Genomic DNA, 16,516 nt, shown 5'->3' with positions numbered 1-16,516 from the left:
GGGTTCCAACCACGGCAAGGATGCAGTCCATGAAGATTTCCGGTCTCTACGCCAGCGAGGGAATCGGCGGCTACTACTGGCGCGACCAGGAGGCGATCGCCCGGGGCGCCGAGCGCGATGGGTTCATCTATCGCGGCCAGCCCGTCACCCCCGGCTTCGACAGCATCATCCAGGTGAGCTCCACCGTCCTGCTCACCGCGGTGGCGGACGACGGCCGGGAAATCCATGGCGACTGCGCGACCGTGAACCACGCGTTCCGCTCGGGACGCGAAGGCGCGCCCCGGCCCGCCGACCTCGTGTCGCTCGCCGAAGGACCGCTGCGCGAATGGTTGCAGGGCTGCGACCTGGCGCGCTTCCGCGAGAACGCCCGCCGCCTGGACAGCATGGAGATCCAGGGCAAGGGGCTGCACATGGCCCTGCGCTACGGCCTGTCGCAGATCCTGCTGCAGGCCGTCGCCGCACACCGCCGCATCACGATGGCGGAAGTGCTGGCCGACGAATTCGGACTGAAGCTCGCCCGCCGCCCGGCGCCGCTGCTCGGATCCTGTGGCGGCAGCTGGTACGAGAACGTCGACAAGGCGATCCTGCGCAAGCTGCCCTTCTTCCCGCAGACGGCCATGGTGCGCCTCGACCAGCTCGAGGAATTGCCGCGCTATGCCGCCTGGATCGCGCAGCGCGTGCGCGACGTGGGCGCAGCCGGCTACCAGCCGACGCTGCACTACGACCTGCACGGCCTGCTGAGCCTGAAGGTCGGGGACGATATCGACGAGGCGATCCGCTACCTGAAGCAGGTGGAGGAGGCGAGCGGCCCGCACCCCGTGCTGTTCGAGGATCCGCTCGACGCCGGAAACAAGAAGGAGCAGATCCGCGTAATGCGCGAACTGCGCCGGGCCCTGCCGCGCGCCGGCTCGCGCATCCGGCTGATCGCGGACGAATGGTGCAACACGCGCACCGACGTGGACGACTTCGTCGACAGCGGCTGCTGCGACCTGATCCAGATCAAGATGCCGGACCTCGGCGGCGTCGACAACACCGTCATGGCCTGCATGAAGTGCACGGCCGGTGGCGTCGGCATCTACCTCGGCGGCAGCTGCAACGAAACCGACATTTCCGCGCGCGTGTCCTCGCACCTCGCGCTTGTGGTGCAGCCGACCGAATTCCTCGACAAGCCCGGGCTGGGCGTGGACGAGGGCGTGATGATCGTGACCAACGAGATGGCGCGCGCGATCCGTTCCTATTCCACCCGCGTCGACGCCAGCCGCTATCAGGAGGCCGCATGATGGATCTTGTTTCCCGCAGCCGCCGCGCGCTGCTCGCTGCCGCCGCAGCCTTCGCCTGCACAGGTGTCCTGGCGCAGGACTATCCGAACAAGCCGATCACGCTGGTCATCCCCACGGGCGCCGGCGGCGGCACCGACCTGGTCGCACGCGTGCTCCAGAAGAAGCTGGCGGACACGCTGGGCCAGCCGATCGTCATCGAGAACAAGGCGGGCGCGGGTGGCATCCTCGGCAACCAGTTCGTCGCGCGCGCCGCCCCGGACGGGTACACCTTGCTCATGTCCAGCAACCAGTTCGCCATCATCTCGGCCGTCCACAAGAGCACGCCCTACGACCCGCGGAAGGACTTCCAGCCGGTCTCGTACATCGGGCTCATTCCGACCGTCGTCGTGGTCAACCCGAAGCTCGGCGTGAACTCCGTGCAGGAACTTGTCGCGGCCGCGCGGGCCAGGCCCAGGGGCCTGCAGTTCGGCTCCGCCGGCAACGGCTCTCCGAACCACCTGTTCGGAGAGATGTTCAACCGCATGGCCGGCATCGACGTTCTGCACGTGCCCTACAAGGGCATCGCGCCGGCGCTGGCCGATGTCGTCGGCGGCACGCTTTCGATGGCGTACGCCAGCCTGCCCACGGTGCAGGGCTTCCTGGGATCGGGCCAGCTGAAAGCGGTGGCGGTCACTTCCGCGAAGCGCCTGCAGGCCTTGCCGGAGCTGCCGACGCTCGCAGAGGTCGCACCCGGCTACGAAGCCGACATCTGGCTGGGACTCTGGGGCGTGGCGAAGACTCCGCCCGCCGTGCTGCGCAAGGTGCACGACGCGATGGCGGTGACGCTGCAGGACCCGGAGGTGCGCAGGAAGCTGGCGCACCTCGGTTTGGTGGTCGAGCCGCGCAGCGCGCGCGAATTCGAAGGCATGGTGGAGGCGGAACTCGACAAGTGGGCCAAGGTCGTCTCCAGTTCCAACGGAGGGATCGCCACCCAATGAGCGCATCCTCCACCCTGGGCGTCGGCGGCATTCTCCGCAGCGAGCCCGCCGAAATCGTCCGCAAGCTGGTCTTCGCCACCAAGGAGGCCGCGCGGCCCGAGCACCGCGACCTCTTCGACGCGATGTCGCGCGTCAACCTCGCGCACGTCGTCATGCTGCACGAGCGGCGCCTCGTCGCGCCCGACGTCGCGGCGGCGCTGGCCGCCTACCTCCTCGAGATCCGCGAAGGCGGGCCTGAGGCCGTGCCCGTGCGCCCCCAAGGGGGCGACCTTTATCCGCAGATCGAGGCCGCGGCGACGCAGCGGCTCGGCCACGAAGTGGCGGGCTTCCTGCAATTGGGCCGCTCCCGCGGCGACGTCATCCCGGCGGCCATGCGCCTGAAGCTCCGGACCAAGAGCGTGCGGCTGCTCGCGGCGCAACTGCCGCTGCGGCGCACGCTGCTGGACCTCGTCGAGCGCCACGCGGCCACGGCCATGCCTGCCTACACCCACTACCAGCAGTCGCAGGTGATGTCGCTCGGGCACTTCCTCGGCCGCTTCGCCGCCTGGTTCGAGAAGGACTTCGCGCGGATGTGGGAATGCGTGCGCCGCCACGACCAGTCACCGCTCGGGAGCGCTAACGGCGTCGGCACGAGCGTGGCGGTGGACCGCGAGCTCACGGCGCGTCTGCTCGCGCACCGCGGACCGGTCCCCTCGGCCGGCGACGCGGTCTATGCCTGGGACTACATGATTGAGCCTGTCTCGCATGCCGCCCTCTTCTGCAGCAACGCGTCGCGCCTGGCGTGCAATTTCGTCCTGTGGCACACGCGCGAATTCGGGATGGTGCAGTTGTCCGATGCGTTCGCCACCGCGAGCACCTACCTGCCGCAAAAGCGCAATCCCGAGCCGCTGGAGACGGTGAAGTTCTTCGCCGAGGCCGTGGCCGGCCACCTGGCCGCGGTCTACCAGTTTGCCCGGAACGAGGACTGGCCGCACAGCCTGATCAACCACGGCTTCGAAGCGATCAATGGCAGCCTGCAGATGGCGACCGACGCGGCGGAACTGATGGAAGCCATGCTGCGCGACCTGCAAGTGGACGAGGCGCGCATGGCCCAGCTCGCGGCCGGCGGCTTCGTCACCGCCTCGGAGGTGGCGAACACCATCGTGCGCAGCGCCGGCGTCCCGTTCCGCACTGCGCACGAGATCGTGGGCTTCGCGGTTCGCAAGGCCATCGATCGCGGCGAGGAGACCCTTCGGACGGCCGACCTGCGCGAAGCCGCGCAGCACTTCCTGGGGCACGACCTCGCAATGAACGATGCCGAACTGTCCGCCGCGGCGGACAGCAGGCTCTTTCTCGGCCGCCTCGCCTCGAGCGGCAGCGCCGAACCCGACCAGACCCGGCTGCTCGTCCAGCGCTGGCGCGACGGGCTCGCCCGCGACGAGCAGGAACTCGCTTCGCTGCTGGACGCCCAGGCCAGGGCGGACGCGGAACTGCTGGCGCGCGCCCGCGCCATCACACTCGACAAGGAGACAAGCGCATGAAAACCCTTCGGCTGCTGGCCGCCCTGGCCCTTTCATTCGCCGCTGCCGTGGCGGCGGCGCAGGGAAGCTATCCCTCCCGCCCCATCAAGCTCGTGGTGCCCTACCCGCCCGGCGGCGGCGCCGACCTGTTGGCACGCGCCGTCTCCGACAAGCTCGGTGAAGCGCTCGGACAGACCATCGTCGTCGAGAACAAGCCCGGGGCGAACGGCATCATAGGGACCGATGCCGTCGCCAAGGCGGCGCCGGACGGCTACACGCTGCTGCTGGGCAACATCGGCCCGAACGCGATCAACCAGCCGCTGTATCCGAACCTGCCCTACGACTGCGTCAAGGACTTCGCGCCGGTCGGGCAGATGGCGACGACGGCACACATCCTCGCCGTGCACCCCTCGGTCCCGGCGCGCAACGTGAAGGAACTGATCGCTCTCGCGAAAGCCTCGCCCGACAAGCTGAGCTATGGGTCCAGCGGAATTGGCGGCTCGCCGCACCTCGCCGGCGAACTGTTCGACCTGCTGGCCGGCGTGAAGATGCACCACATCCCCTACAAGGGCGCGTCGCCCGCCAACGCGGACCTGATCGGCGGCCAGGTGCAGCTCGTCTTCAACACGCTGCCGCCCCTGCTGCCGCAGGTGAAGGCGGGCCGCGTACGGGCCCTGGCCGTGACCAGCGCGCGCCGGGTGTCGACGCTGCCGGACCTGCCGACGATCGCGGAAAGCGGTGTGCCGGGCTATGACGTGAGCACGTGGTATGGCCTGCTCGCGCCCGCCGGCACGCCGCCCGAGATCGTCGCGCGCCTGAACGCCGAACTGAACAAGGTGCTGCAGTCGCAGGAAACCCGGGCCCACCTGGGCAAGAAGGGCTTCGACGTCGAGACCGGGACGCCCGAGCAGTTCGGCCAGTTGATTGCCGGCGAGGTCGCGAAATGGACGAAGGTGGTCCGCTCCGCCAATGTGAAGCTGGACCAGTGAGGTGATGGACGCGAAGCCCTTCGACGGGATCGTCGTCGTCGCCCTGGAGCAGGCGGTCGCGGCGCCCTGGTGTTCGTCGCGGTTGGCGGATGCCGGGGCGCGGGTCATCAAGATCGAGCGGCCCGAAGGCGACTTCGCGCGAGGCTACGACACGGCGGTACACGGCGAGTCCTCGTACTTCGTGTGGACCAATCGCGGCAAGGAGTCGCACGTCCTCGATCTGCGTCGCGAGTCAGACGGCGACCAGTTGCAGGAGCTCGTCGCCGGCGCCGACGTCTTCCTGCAGAACCTGGCCCCTGGCGCCGCGGCCCGCCTGGGCTTCGGGTCGGAGGCGCTTCGCGCGCAGTACCCGCGCCTGGTCACCTGCGACATCAGCGGCTATGGCGAAAGCGGGCCGCTCAAGGACCTGAAGGCCTACGACCTGCTGGTCCAGGCCGAGAGCGGACTGGTCGCCGTCAGCGGCGCGCCGGGTCCCTGGGGTCGCATCGGGGTCTCCATCTGCGACATCGCGGCCGGCATGAATGCCCTGATCGGCATCCAGCAGGCGCTGGTGCAACGGATGCGCACGGGCCAGGGCAGCCGGGTGCAGGTCTCGCTGTTCGATTCCGCGGCGGAACTCATGGCCGTTCCCTACCTGCAGGCACGGTATGGAGCATCCGCGCCGCAGCGCGTCGGCCTGAAGCACCCGAGCATCGCCCCTTACGGCGCATTCACCTGCGCGGACCACCGGGAGATCGTGATCTCGATCCAGAACGAACGGGAGTGGGTGAACTTCTGTGCCGTCGTGCTGGAGGATCCCGGCCTCGCAAAAGACCCGCGCTACGCGAGCAACCGCCTACGGACGTCCCATCGCGAGGAATTGGATGCCCGCGTCGCCGCCACGTTCAGCCGCCTGGGTTATGCCGAGGCCGTCGCCCGTCTCAGCCGCGCGCAGACGGCCTACGGGACCATCAATTCGGTCGACGACCTGCAGGACCATCCACAGTTCCGTACCCGGCCCATGGCGGTCCGCGGCAGGACCGTGCACGTTCCCGCCGTGCCCTACATCACGGAATGGGATCGGCCGAGTTTCCCGCCGGCCCCAGGCTTGGGCGAACGGTGACCCCGCGCCGGCCGCGCGGCCGGGCCGCGCTCAGAACCGCGTCGACACCCCCACCACCACCGCCCGGTCCGCCGTCAGCTGCACCCCGTTGACGTGCTGGTACAGCGGCTGCTGGTAGTACGCATACACCAGGAACCGCTCCCCGAGCTTGTAGCTCAGGCCCGGGCTCAGGAACAGGAAGCGGCCGCCGCTGTCGTCCGGCTCCGCGTTGGCGCCGCGGTCGCGGCGCTTGGCCAGTGCGTTGACCTGCACGAGACCCGACAGCCGCTGCGTGAACGGGTGCGCGTAGCCGAGGTCGAGCCCGAGCTGCGCGCCCGGACGGAAGCCGTCGTGCGAGTTCAGGGGCTGCTGCAGCTGCACCTGCGCGAACCACGCGGCGCCGCTCGCGGCGACCTGCTGGTGGAAGATCGCGCCGGCCAGCAGGTCGGTCGTGCCCGAGCCGGGCTGCAGGCTGCGCTCGGCCTCGTCGCCGTTGCCGTTCGCCTTGTCCGTGCGGCCGGTGGGCAGCTTCAGGCCAAGGAACACGCCGGCCGTGCGCGGCGTGGCGTCCGGGCCTTCCAGGGCGCGCTGGTAGCGGCCGGTCAGCCGCATGTCGCCCAGCTCGCGGAAGTTCCATTGCTCCCGCAACTGCGCGCCGTGGTGGTTGTGGATGTGCAGGTGGTCGCGGTCCACGAAAGGCAGCGTGGCCGAGAGGCCCCAGCCCGAGGCCCAGGTCTGGCTGTAGGTCGCCACCAGGTTCTGGTTGAACGTGTGGACCTCGTCGTGGTGGCTGGGAACCTCGCCGACGCCCACCTTGCGCGAGCCGCTGCGCGGCTGCGCCTGCCGGATGTTCTCGTAGCGCACGTCGAGCGTGCTGCCCTCGGTGAGGCCGGTGGTGCCGGCGCCCCAGTCGGTGTTGATGGCGCAGAAGGCGGACCCGCAGCTCGCGTGGGCCGCGCCGGCGCAGCCGGCGGCGAGCACGAGGGCGGACGAAGCGCGGAACAGCTGGTTCCGCAGGGACGAAGGCGAGCGTGCCGCAGTGGCCGCTCCTTGGATCGGATGCACGTGGATCTCCTGATGGCGATGAAAGGGCCGCCGCGGGGCGGCGGGGGGCGCTCAGGAGTAGAAGGGCGGACCACGGCCCGGCGGTGGCGCCGCGCTGCGCACCCGCGGCGCCGGAGCATCCGCCGCGGCGACCCGCAGGCCGGGCGCGTCGTCCCGCGCCGGCTGCATCGCCGCGGACTGCGGCGGGGCGGCCGAGTGCAGGCACAGCGGACAGTGCACGGCCGATCCCGCCGCGTGGCCGCCATGCGCATCGGCGGCATCGCCGGCGTGTGCATGCAGCCTGGGATCGGCGTCGTGCGCGTGGGCTCGCGCTTCATGCGCGTGCGATCCGCAAGCCTCATCCGCACCGTCCGCGGCCGCACTCGCGAGCGGGACCGCGGGTGCCACTTCCTGCAAGGCCGGCGGCGTGACGACCGCCATCGCGAGGAACCACAGCAGCAGCCAGCCCGCCAGGAGCCGGCCGAATCCGCGGAAGTTGCGCAAGCCGTGCATCGTCGTTGTCCGGGCCGCAGTATGCCCGCCCGCGATGCCCGCCTGTTGACCTGGGTCTACTGGCGGTGCCGCAAGGCCCGCAGCGCGTCCGCCATCTGCGGGAACACCGGGTTGCGAATGGATGCCAGGAGTTCGTCGTCCGTTCCCGGCCGCGCATCCTGCGCGGCGGAGAGATAGGGCACCACGCTGCGCGCACCGAAACCCCAGCGCCGCCCCTCGGGCAGCAGCCGGTGGCGTGGATCGGAAGGGAAGGAGGAGGCGCGCATCATGGCAGGACGCCCCCAGTTTGGCACAGACGGGCGCGCAACACTACCGCCAGGGCAGCCCGCGGCGCGGCAAGCGGGAATGTTCCCCGCGGCGAGCGTCAGGCGGTCAGCACGAAGGCGAGCGCGGTCCAGAGCAGGAGGGACGCTCCGCCGCTGAGCCACAGCGCGAACCCGTCGAGGAAACCCTGGTTCGTTTCCACCGGCATTCCCCACGCCAGGAAGATCGGCGCGTTGTCGGCATGGGCTTCGCGGGTGTCCTGCGGCATGGGGCGGCTCCTTCGACGACGAAGGGCGATGCTGGGAGCCGCCGCGACGGGTCTTTGTGGGAGAAATCCTTCCCCTCGCGTCGGCGGGCCTCTGCCGGGCACGCTGCACGCACGCGTCCGACGGCGTCGCGGGAAGCACGCCTACACGGACAACCCGCCTCAGCGATACCTTGGGCGGCGAGGAGGCGACGATGACCAGCGACGATCCCACGATCCCGGTACCGCTGCGCACCGGCGCCGAGCGGCGGCAGGCCGAGCGCTTCGCCGCGGCGATGCCCGTCAGCATCGACGGCCGCGGCGGCACCACGCAGGACCTGAGCACGAGCGGCCTGTCCTTCCGCGCCGACCGGCCCTACGCCCCGGGCGCGCGGATCGAAGTCGTCATCGAGTACCTCCTCGACGGCCACCAGTACCCGCTGCGCTGCCAGGCGGAAGTGGTGCGCAGCACGGCCGACGGCGCGGGCTACACGATCGGCGCGCGGCTCACGCCGCAATCGCGGCTGGAGGAAGTGGCGGTCGGCGGCGAGCCCGCCGCGGGGCGGCCCCACCTGCGTCGCGTGGAGTGAGCGGCGCGGCACAATCGGAGCCGATGCACCTGCCCTGGCTCCAACCCGGCGACCCGTTCCCCGACCCCGAGCAGGCCTGGGACGATCAGCAGCCCGCACCGGGCCTGCTCGCCGCCGGCGGCGCGCTGGACGTGGACACCCTGCAGCGGGCCTACGCGCGCGGCATCTTCCCCTGGTTCAGCGAAGGCCAGCCCATCCTGTGGTGGAGCACCGATCCGCGCATGGTGCTGTTCACCGACGAATTCAGGCTGCACCGCTCGCTGCGCAAGACCGTCACGCGCTTCGCGGCCGACCCGCGCTGCGAGATCCGCTTCGACGGCGACTTCGACGCGGTGATCCGCGCCTGCGCCACCAGCGAGCGGCCGGGGCAGTCCGGCACGTGGATCGTGCCGGCCATGGTCTCGGCCTACCGGGACTTCCACCGCGCCGGCCACGCGCACAGCGTCGAGACCTGGATCGACGGGCGCCTGGCCGGCGGGCTCTATTGCGTCGTCGTCGGCCGTGCCGTCTTCGGCGAGTCGATGTTCACGCGCGTGCCCGACGCCTCCAAGATCGCGCTCGCGGCGCTGGTCGCCTGGGCGCGCCACGCGGGCATCGCCCTGATCGACTGCCAGCAGAACACGCGGCACCTCGCCTCGCTGGGCGCGCGCGAGATCCCCAGGGCGGAATTTGTGCAGCATGCGCGCGCGCAGGCGCGCCGCAGCCCCGCACCGTGGCAGTTCGAGCCCGTATACTGGAAAGCAATCCTGCCGCCTCCCAGCCAAGCGTGACGCACCTCAAGGACCTCCCGCTCCAGACGCTGCAGTTCTATGCGACCGCGCCGTATCCGTGCAGCTACCTGCCGGGCAAGCAGGCCCGCTCCCAGGTGGCGACGCCCAGCCACCTGATCCACAACGACGCCTACTCGGACCTCGTGGTCGGCGGCTTCCGCCGCAGCGGGATGTTCACGTACCGGCCCTACTGCGACGGCTGCCGCGCCTGCGTGCCGCTGCGCGTGCTGGTCGACGGCTTCCGCGCCAGCCGCAGCCAGCGGCGCGCCTGGACGCAGCACGCGGACCTGCAGGCGCGCGTGCTGAAGCTGTGCTTCGTCCCCGAGCACTACCACCTGTACCTGCGCTACCAGACCGGCCGCCACGCGGGCGGCGGCATGGACCACGACAGCATCGACCAGTACACGCAGTTCCTGCTGCAAAGCCGGGTGAACTCGCGCCTGGTGGAGTTCCGCGAGAAGCTGCCCAACGGCGCGCCCGGACCGCTGCGCATGGTCTCCATCCTCGACGTGCTCAACGACGGGATCTCCGCCGTGTACACGTTCTACGAGCCCGACCCGTCCGCCAGCTACGGCACCTACAGCGTGCTGTGGCAGGTGGACCAGGCGCGCCGCCTGAAGCTGCCGCACGTGTACCTGGGCTACTGGATCGAGGAAAGCCCCAAGATGAACTACAAGGCCCGCTTCCATCCGCACGAGGTGCTGGTGGACGGACAGTGGCGCGCCGGAGCACGGAACCGTTTCACAAGATAAAATGGGCGGCAAGGACATCCGCTCATGCGACAAAAAGACTCCCAGGCTCCGGCCACGCCCACCATCCAGGTGATCGAGCGCATGTTCGCGCTGATCGACGTGCTCGCCTCCCGCGAGGAGGCGATCTCGCTCAAGGAGATCAGCGAGAAGACGGGCCTGCATCCGTCCACCACGCACCGCATCCTCAACGACCTCGCCACCGGCCGCTTCGTCGACCGTCCCGAGGCCGGCAGCTACCGGCTGGGCATGCGCCTGCTGGAACTCGGCAACCTGGTGAAGGCGCGCCTGAACGTGCGCGACGCGGCGCTGGCGCCCATGCGCGAGCTGCACCGGCAGATCCAGCAGCCGGTGAACCTGAGCGTGCGCCAGGGCGACGAGATCGTCTACGTCGAGCGCGCGTACAGCGAACGCTCGGGCATGCAGGTGGTGCGCGCCATCGGCGGCCGCGCCCCGCTGCACCTCACCTCCACCGGCAAGCTGTTCCTGGCGGCCGAAGACCCGCAGCGCGTGCGCGCCTATGCCACGCGCACGGGCCTCGCCGGCCACACGCGCAACAGCATCACGCAGCTGGCCGCGCTGGAGCGCGAGCTGGCCAAGGCGCGCCAGTACGGCCTGGCGCGCGACAACGAGGAACTGGAGCTGGGCGTGCGCTGCATGGCCGCCGGCATCTACGACGACCAGTCCCGCCTGGTGGCCGGCCTGTCGATCTCCGCGCCGGCGGACCGGCTGGACGAGAACTGGCTGCAGAAGCTGCAGGCCACGGCCAGCGAGATCTCCGCGGCGCTCGGCTACAAGCCTCCCACCCAGAAGCTTGCTGCCTGAAGCTCGCGCATGCGAGCTCCACCAGCGGACAAGGCCCCGTCAGGGGCCTTGTTTTCACCTCCGCCGAAGGCGTTACCCGTTGACCTGCTTGATCAGCGTGTTGCCGTTGGACAGCGGCACGCCGTGGGGCGCGTGCGTCTCGACCCACTTGCGCACGCGCTCGGCGTCGGCGATGCGGCTCAGCTTGCCGGCGGAGTCGAGGAACACCATGATCAGCTTGCGGCCGGCGACGCGCGCCTGCATCACCAGGCACTGGCCCGCTTCGCGGATGTAGCCGGTCTTCTGCAGGCCGATGTCCCAGGCCGGGTTCTTCACCAGCCGGTTGGTGTTGTTGAACTGCAGGGTGCGGTTGCCGACCTCGACCTGGTGCCCCGGCGAGGTGGACAGCTCGCGCAGCATCGGGTCCTGCGAGGCGGTGGCGACCAGCCGCGCGAGGTCCTGCGCGCTCGACTGGTTGTTGCTGGAAAGGCCGGTCGGCTCGACGTACTTCGTGTCGTTCATGCCCAGCATCCGCGCGCGCTGGTTCATGGCCTCGACGAAGGCGCTCAGGCCGCCGGGATAGGTGCGGCCCAGCGCGTGCGCCGCGCGGTTCTCGCTGGACATCAGCGCCAGGTGCATCAGCTCGCCGCGGCTGAGCGTCGTGCCCACGCGCAGGCGCGAGCTGCTGCCCTTCTCGGTGTCCACGTCTTCCTGCGTGATGGTGATCGCCTCGTCCATCGGAAGCTTGGCCTCGCTGATCACCAGCCCCGTCATCAGCTTGGTGATGGAGGCGATGGGCAGCACGGCCGAATCGTTCTTGCTCAGGAGCACCTCACGCGTGTCCTGGTCGATCACCAGGGCGACACTGGAGCGCAGGTCGAGTTCGTCCTGCGTCTGGTGCAGGCCCGCGAGCTGGCCGAACGAGGGCTTGGCCGGCACGCGGACGACGGAGCGGTGCCGCGTGGTGACCGAAGAACGCCGCGCCGCGGTGTAGGTCTTGCCGACGCGCGCCTTCTTCACCACCGTGGTGCGGGCCTCCTTCTTCACGCCCTTGGCTGGGCCGGCGGCCTGCGCCATGCCAGGCGCCAGCGCGAGGGCCAGCAGGCCCACGGCGAAGGTGTGTACGAGTCGGTTCAAGTTCGGTACTCCTGGCAACGACACTCCGGGTGTAGGAGACAGCTGACACCCTTGGCGCGGAGTGTACTTCGGCCGTGTACTTCGCGCGGCATTGTTTACAAAAATCAATGACTTAGCAGCGTATTCTCACGGCCGAGCTGCGAAATAGGGGAAAACCCTAGATGTTGCCGCCGCCCTGCGCCGCCACGCGTTCCACCTTGCTGTGCAGCTTGTTCAACGCGCTGAGGTAGGCTTTCGCCGACGCGACCACGATGTCCGGATCCGCGCCGACGCCGTTGACCACGCGCCCCGAGTTCTGCAGCCGCACCGTCACCTCGCCCTGGCTCTCGGTGGAGCCGCTGATGGCGTTGACCGAATACAGCACCATCTCGGCGCCGCTCTTCACGTGGCTTTCGATCGCCTTCAGCGACGCATCGACCGGCCCGTTGCCGTCCGCTTCGCCCCGCACCTCCTTGCCCTGGGCGGTGAACACGACCTCCGCGTGCGGACGCTCGCCGGTCTCGCTGTGTTGCCGCAAGGAGACAAGGCGGTAGGTTTCCTGCTCCGCCGTGACGGCCTCGTCGCTCACCAGGGCGACGATGTCCTCGTCGAAGATCTCGCTCTTGCGGTCGGCCAGTTCCTTGAACTTGGCGAAGGCGGCGTTGATCTCGGCTTCGCTGTCCAGGTGCACGCCCAGCTCCTGCAGGCGCTGCTTGAAGGCGTTGCGGCCCGACAGCTTGCCCAGCACGATCTTGTTGGCGGACCAGCCGACGTCCTCGGCGCGCATGATCTCGTAGGTGTCGCGCGCCTTCAGCACGCCGTCCTGGTGGATGCCGCTCGCATGCGCGAAGGCATTGGCGCCCACCACCGCCTTGTTCGGCTGCACGACGAAGCCGGTGGTCTGGCTGACCATGCGGCTCGCGGCGACGATGTGCTTGGTGTCGATGTTCACGTCCAGGCCGAAGTAGTCCCTGCGGGTCTTCACGGCCATGACGATCTCTTCCAGCGAGCAGTTGCCCGCGCGCTCGCCCAGCCCGTTGATCGTGCACTCGACCTGCCGGGCCCCGCCGATCTTCACGCCCGCCAGCGAGTTGGCCACGGCCATGCCGAGGTCGTTGTGGCAGTGCACCGACCAGATCGCCTTGTCGGAGTTCGGGATGCGCTCGCGCAGCGTCCTGAGGAAGTTGCCGTACAGCTCGGGCACGGCGTAGCCGACGGTGTCGGGCACGTTGATCGTCGTCGCCCCCTCGGCGATCACCGCCTCCAGCACGCGGCAGAGGAAGTCCATGTCGCTGCGGTAGCCGTCCTCGGGCGAGAACTCGATGTCGCCGCACAGGTTGCGGGCGAACCGCACCGACAGCCGGGCCTGCTCCAGCACCTGCTCGGGCGACATCCGCAGCTTCTTCTCCATGTGCAGCGGCGAGGTGGCGATGAAGGTGTGGATGCGCGCCCGCGCCGCGCCCTTCAGCGCCTCGGCGGCGCGCGAGATGTCGCGGTCGTTGGCGCGCGACAGCGAGCAGACCGTCGAGTCCTTGATCGCGTTGGCGATGGCGGTCACCGCCTCGAAGTCGCCGTTGGAGCTGGCCGCGAAGCCCGCCTCGATCACGTCCACCTTCAGGCGCTCGAGCTGGCGCGCGATGCGCAGCTTCTCGTCCTTGGTCATGGAGGCGCCGGGCGACTGCTCGCCGTCGCGCAGGGTCGTGTCGAAGATGATCAGTTGGTCTGCCATGTGGATTCCTCTTGTTCGATGGCGATGCCGGCGCGCTGCAGGCCCGAGACGATGGCCTTGAGTGATGCCGAAACGATGTTGCCGTCCATGCCCACGCCGTAGAGCGTCCTGTCGCCGACGCGCAGCTCCAGGTAGGCGACGGCGCGGGCGTTCGCGCCGGAGTCGATCGCATGCTCATGGTAAGCGAGCACGCGGATGCTTTCGCCGGTGGCCTGCGCCAGGCCCTGGACGAAGGCGTCGATGGGGCCGTTGCCGGCGCCGCGCACGGCGATCTCCTGCCCGCCGATGCGCACCTGCGCCGTCACGGCCACCGTGCCGTCCGGGCCGGATTCGCCGAGCTGGTGCGCGACGCTCGCCTGCCCCACGCGGTACTCGCGCTCGAACAGCGCCCAGAGGTCGGCCGCGCCCAGTTCCTTGCCGTCGGCGTCCATCACGCCCTGCACCACGCGGCTGAACTCGATCTGCAGGCGGCGCGGCAGCTCCAGGCCGTACTCCGCCTCCAGCAGGTAGGCGATGCCGCCCTTGCCCGACTGGCTGTTGACGCGGATCACCGCCTCGTAGCTGCGGCCCAGGTCCTTGGGATCGATCGGCAGGTAGGGCATGTCCCAGGCGTCGCCTTCCTTGCGTGCGGCGAACGCCTTGCGGATCGCGTCCTGGTGCGAGCCGGAGAAGGAGGTGTAGACCAGGTCGCCGACGTAGGGGTGGCGCGGATGCACGGGCAGCTGGTTGCAGTGCTCCACCGTGCGGCGGATCTCGTCGATGTCGGAGAAGTCCAGGCCCGGGTCCACGCCCTGGCTGTACAGGTTGAGGGCGACGTTCACCAGGTCCAGGTTGCCGGTGCGCTCGCCGTTGCCGAACAGGCAGCCTTCCAGCCGGTCGGCGCCGGCCATCACGGCGAACTCGCCGGCCGCCGTGCCCGTGCCGCGGTCGTTGTGCGGGTGCACCGAGAGCACGATGCTGTCGCGCCGCGCGAGGTGGCGGTGCATCCACTCGATCATGTCGGCGAAGATGTTGGGCGTGGAGTGCTCCACCGTCGACGGCAGGTTGACGATGCACTTGCGCGCGGGCGTCGGCCGCCAGACCTCCGTCACCGCGTCGACCACGCGCTTGGCGAAGGGCAGCTCGGTCCCGGAGAACATCTCGGGCGAGTACTGGAAGATCCAGTCGGTTTCCGGCTGCTGCGCGGCCAGCTCCTGGAACAGGCGGGCCTGCGAGGTCGCGAGCTGCACGATCCCGTCTTCATCCAGCCCCAGGACCACCTTGCGCATCACCGGCGCCGTGGCGTTGTACAGGTGCACGATGGCCCGGCGGGCGCCGCGCAGCGACTCGAAGGTGCGGCGGATCAGCTCCTCGCGCGCCTGCGTGAGCACCTGGATGGTCACGTCGCGCGGGATCAGCTCCTCCTCGATCAGCTTGCGCACGAAGTCGTGCTCCACCTGGGAGGCCGAGGGAAAGCCGACCTCGATCTCCTTGAAGCCGATCGCCACGAGCGTCTCGAACATGCGCAGCTTGCGCGGGATGTCCATCGGTTCGATCAGCGCCTGGTTGCCGTCGCGCAGGTCCACGCTGCACCAGGTGGGCGGCCGGGTCAGCACGGCGTCCGGCCAGGTGCGGTCCGCCAGGCGCACGGGGGCGAAGGGGCGGTACTTGCTGGCGGGGTTCTTCAACATCGGCATGGGGGTCTCGCTGGGTTGGATAGACCAGCAGCCCCGAAACGAAAACGGCCCGCTGCTGGTGCATACGGGCCGTGATCCGGGAAAAAAAGCGCGCGCGCTACCGTCTCCGCCCGTGGGGGGATAGGAGTAGGGCCAGCGCGATGCGGTTCATGGCCATCAATGTAGCACACAAGCCGGCGGCAACGCTAGCGGTGCAGCCCGCTTTCCTCGGGTTCGTCGGTCGACGTGCTGATCACGCTGGCGCGCTCGCCGCGGTACTTGCGCCAGCCGTAGACCGCGTAGCCGGAGAGCCCGTAGACGACGAACACGGCGAACAGCACCGCGGGCGGGTAGATGTTGATGACCGCAATGCCCAGCGCGATCAGCACGATCACCGCGAAGGGCACGCTCTTCTTCATCTGGATGTCCTTGAAGCTGTAGAACGGCACGTTGGTGACCATGGTGAGGCCCGCGTACAGCGCCACGGCGAAGGTGACCCAGGTGACCTGGTAGGGCTTGACGCCGTACTCGGTCATCAGCCAGATGAAGCCCATGACCAGCGCCGCCGCCGCCGGCGAAGGCAGGCCCTGGAAGTAGCGCTTGTCGATCACGCCCGTGTTGACGTTGAAGCGCGCGAGGCGCAGCGCGGCGCAGGCGCAGTAGACGAAGGCGGCGATCCAGCCCCAGCGCCCCAGGCCCTTGAGCGCCCACTCGTAGGCGATCAGCGCGGGCGCGGCGCCGAAGGACACCATGTCCGACAGCGAATCCATCTGCTCGCCGAAGGCGCTCTGCGTGTTGGTCATGCGGGCGACGCGCCCGTCCAGGCTGTCCAGCACCATGGCGCTGAAGACGCCCGCGGCCGCGAGGTCGAAGCGGCCGTTCATGGCCATGACGATGGCGTAGAAGCCGCCGAACAACGCGGCCAGGGTGAAGAGGTTGGGCAGGATGTAGATGCCCTTGCGGCGCTTGCGCACCACCACCCCTTCCGGTGCCAGTTCGTCGTCGTGTCCGTCGTGCATGCTGTAAGTGTAATTGGTGATCCTTCCGTCATCCCCGCGGAGGCGGGGACCCAGGGCACCCAAAGGAAAAGCGGCCCCGCAGGGCCGCCTTCAAAGCTCTGGGTCCCCGCCTCCGCGCACTGCTGTCCGGGATAAATCCGCCAGGGTGCGCCAAGTCGTTCCGGCACAACGGAAAAGCGGACTGAGCTCGGGA

The 16,516-nt window shown here is 69.4% G+C and carries 17 protein-coding genes; 9 read left to right on the top strand and 8 right to left on the bottom strand.

Annotation, left to right across the window (positions count from 1 at the left end):
• Positions 1–29: 29 nt before the first annotated feature.
• The 5 genes from ACY0MJ_RS16165 to ACY0MJ_RS16145 are packed head-to-tail and all read left to right on the top strand — an operon-like array spanning position 30 to position 5,847.
• Positions 30–1,280: a methylaspartate ammonia-lyase gene (locus ACY0MJ_RS16165; RefSeq protein WP_462639537.1), complete on the top strand. Its 1,251-nt coding sequence runs from the start codon at positions 30–32 to the stop codon at positions 1,278–1,280.
• Positions 1,280–2,257 carry a tripartite tricarboxylate transporter substrate binding protein gene (locus ACY0MJ_RS16160; protein WP_462639536.1) on the top strand — a complete coding sequence of 326 codons (978 nt, stop codon included), beginning with the start codon at positions 1,280–1,282 and terminating at the stop codon, positions 2,255–2,257. Before ACY0MJ_RS16165 ends, ACY0MJ_RS16160 begins: the two co-directional genes overlap by 1 nt.
• Entirely contained in the window at positions 2,254–3,777 is a 1,524-nt protein-coding gene (locus tag ACY0MJ_RS16155; RefSeq protein ID WP_462639534.1) for an argininosuccinate lyase, read from the top strand. Before ACY0MJ_RS16160 ends, ACY0MJ_RS16155 begins: the two co-directional genes overlap by 4 nt.
• Positions 3,774–4,745, top strand: a complete 972-nt coding sequence (locus ACY0MJ_RS16150; protein WP_462639533.1) for a Bug family tripartite tricarboxylate transporter substrate binding protein — start codon at positions 3,774–3,776, stop codon at positions 4,743–4,745. The genes ACY0MJ_RS16155 and ACY0MJ_RS16150 overlap by 4 nt, the downstream gene beginning before the upstream one ends.
• 4 nt (positions 4,746–4,749) lie before the next feature.
• Entirely contained in the window at positions 4,750–5,847 is a 1,098-nt protein-coding gene (locus ACY0MJ_RS16145) for a CaiB/BaiF CoA transferase family protein (protein ID WP_462639532.1), read from the top strand.
• A 30-nt stretch (positions 5,848–5,877) separates the two neighbouring features.
• On the opposite strand, the gene ACY0MJ_RS16140 is transcribed toward ACY0MJ_RS16145, so the two are convergent.
• The 4 genes from ACY0MJ_RS16140 to ACY0MJ_RS16125 form a co-directional block, all read right to left on the bottom strand.
• Complete coding sequence (locus tag ACY0MJ_RS16140) at positions 5,878–6,891, bottom strand: transporter (RefSeq protein ID WP_462639531.1); 1,014 nt, start codon at positions 6,889–6,891, stop codon at positions 5,878–5,880.
• A 51-nt stretch (positions 6,892–6,942) separates the two neighbouring features.
• Positions 6,943–7,374: a DUF2946 family protein gene (locus ACY0MJ_RS16135; protein ID WP_462639530.1), complete on the bottom strand. Its 432-nt coding sequence runs from the start codon at positions 7,372–7,374 to the stop codon at positions 6,943–6,945.
• Positions 7,375–7,439: 65 nt separating this feature from the next.
• Complete coding sequence (locus ACY0MJ_RS16130) at positions 7,440–7,652, bottom strand: hypothetical protein (protein WP_462639529.1); 213 nt, start codon at positions 7,650–7,652, stop codon at positions 7,440–7,442.
• 95 nt (positions 7,653–7,747) lie between these two features.
• The gene (locus ACY0MJ_RS16125) at positions 7,748–7,915 is read right to left on the bottom strand and encodes a hypothetical protein (RefSeq protein WP_462639528.1); all 168 of its coding nucleotides are present in this window, start codon (positions 7,913–7,915) and stop codon (positions 7,748–7,750) included.
• Positions 7,916–8,106: 191 nt separating this feature from the next.
• Here ACY0MJ_RS16125 and ACY0MJ_RS16120 point away from each other — a divergent pair, with 191 nt between their 5' ends.
• Genes ACY0MJ_RS16120 through ACY0MJ_RS16105 form a run of 4 tightly spaced genes read left to right on the top strand, consistent with a single transcriptional unit; the run spans position 8,107 to position 10,825 of the window.
• Positions 8,107–8,481, top strand: coding sequence for a PilZ domain-containing protein (locus ACY0MJ_RS16120; protein WP_462639527.1), 375 nt, complete (start codon positions 8,107–8,109; stop codon positions 8,479–8,481).
• A 23-nt stretch (positions 8,482–8,504) separates the two neighbouring features.
• Positions 8,505–9,251 (top strand): leucyl/phenylalanyl-tRNA--protein transferase, encoded by a 747-nt coding sequence (gene aat / locus ACY0MJ_RS16115; protein ID WP_462639526.1) that lies wholly within the window; start codon positions 8,505–8,507, stop codon positions 9,249–9,251.
• A complete protein-coding gene (locus tag ACY0MJ_RS16110) occupies positions 9,248–10,003 on the top strand; it encodes an arginyltransferase (protein ID WP_462639525.1) in 756 nt (251 codons plus the stop codon). The genes aat and ACY0MJ_RS16110 overlap by 4 nt, the downstream gene beginning before the upstream one ends.
• 24 nt (positions 10,004–10,027) lie before the next feature.
• The gene (locus ACY0MJ_RS16105; protein WP_462639524.1) at positions 10,028–10,825 is read left to right on the top strand and encodes an IclR family transcriptional regulator; all 798 of its coding nucleotides are present in this window, start codon (positions 10,028–10,030) and stop codon (positions 10,823–10,825) included.
• A gap of 72 nt (positions 10,826–10,897) precedes the next feature.
• On the opposite strand, the gene pbpG is transcribed toward ACY0MJ_RS16105, so the two are convergent.
• The 4 genes from pbpG to pssA all read right to left on the bottom strand — a co-directional run bounded on the left by pbpG (position 10,898) and on the right by pssA (position 16,323).
• Positions 10,898–11,881 (bottom strand): D-alanyl-D-alanine endopeptidase, encoded by a 984-nt coding sequence (pbpG, locus tag ACY0MJ_RS16100; RefSeq protein ID WP_462639651.1) that lies wholly within the window; start codon positions 11,879–11,881, stop codon positions 10,898–10,900.
• Positions 11,882–12,098: 217 nt separating this feature from the next.
• A complete protein-coding gene (locus ACY0MJ_RS16095; RefSeq protein WP_462639523.1) occupies positions 12,099–13,649 on the bottom strand; it encodes a 2-isopropylmalate synthase in 1,551 nt (516 codons plus the stop codon).
• Complete coding sequence (gene leuA, locus ACY0MJ_RS16090) at positions 13,634–15,319, bottom strand: 2-isopropylmalate synthase (protein ID WP_462639648.1); 1,686 nt, start codon at positions 15,317–15,319, stop codon at positions 13,634–13,636. The genes ACY0MJ_RS16095 and leuA overlap by 16 nt, the downstream gene beginning before the upstream one ends.
• 191 nt (positions 15,320–15,510) lie before the next feature.
• The gene (pssA, locus tag ACY0MJ_RS16085) at positions 15,511–16,323 is read right to left on the bottom strand and encodes a CDP-diacylglycerol--serine O-phosphatidyltransferase (protein WP_462639522.1); all 813 of its coding nucleotides are present in this window, start codon (positions 16,321–16,323) and stop codon (positions 15,511–15,513) included.
• Between the last annotated feature and the right edge of the window lie 193 nt (positions 16,324–16,516).

The sequence above is a fragment of the Ramlibacter sp. bp-362 genome, assembly GCF_054956735.1.
Note: the sequence above shows the minus strand (reverse complement) of the source record. Positions and strands in the feature narration are given on the sequence as shown.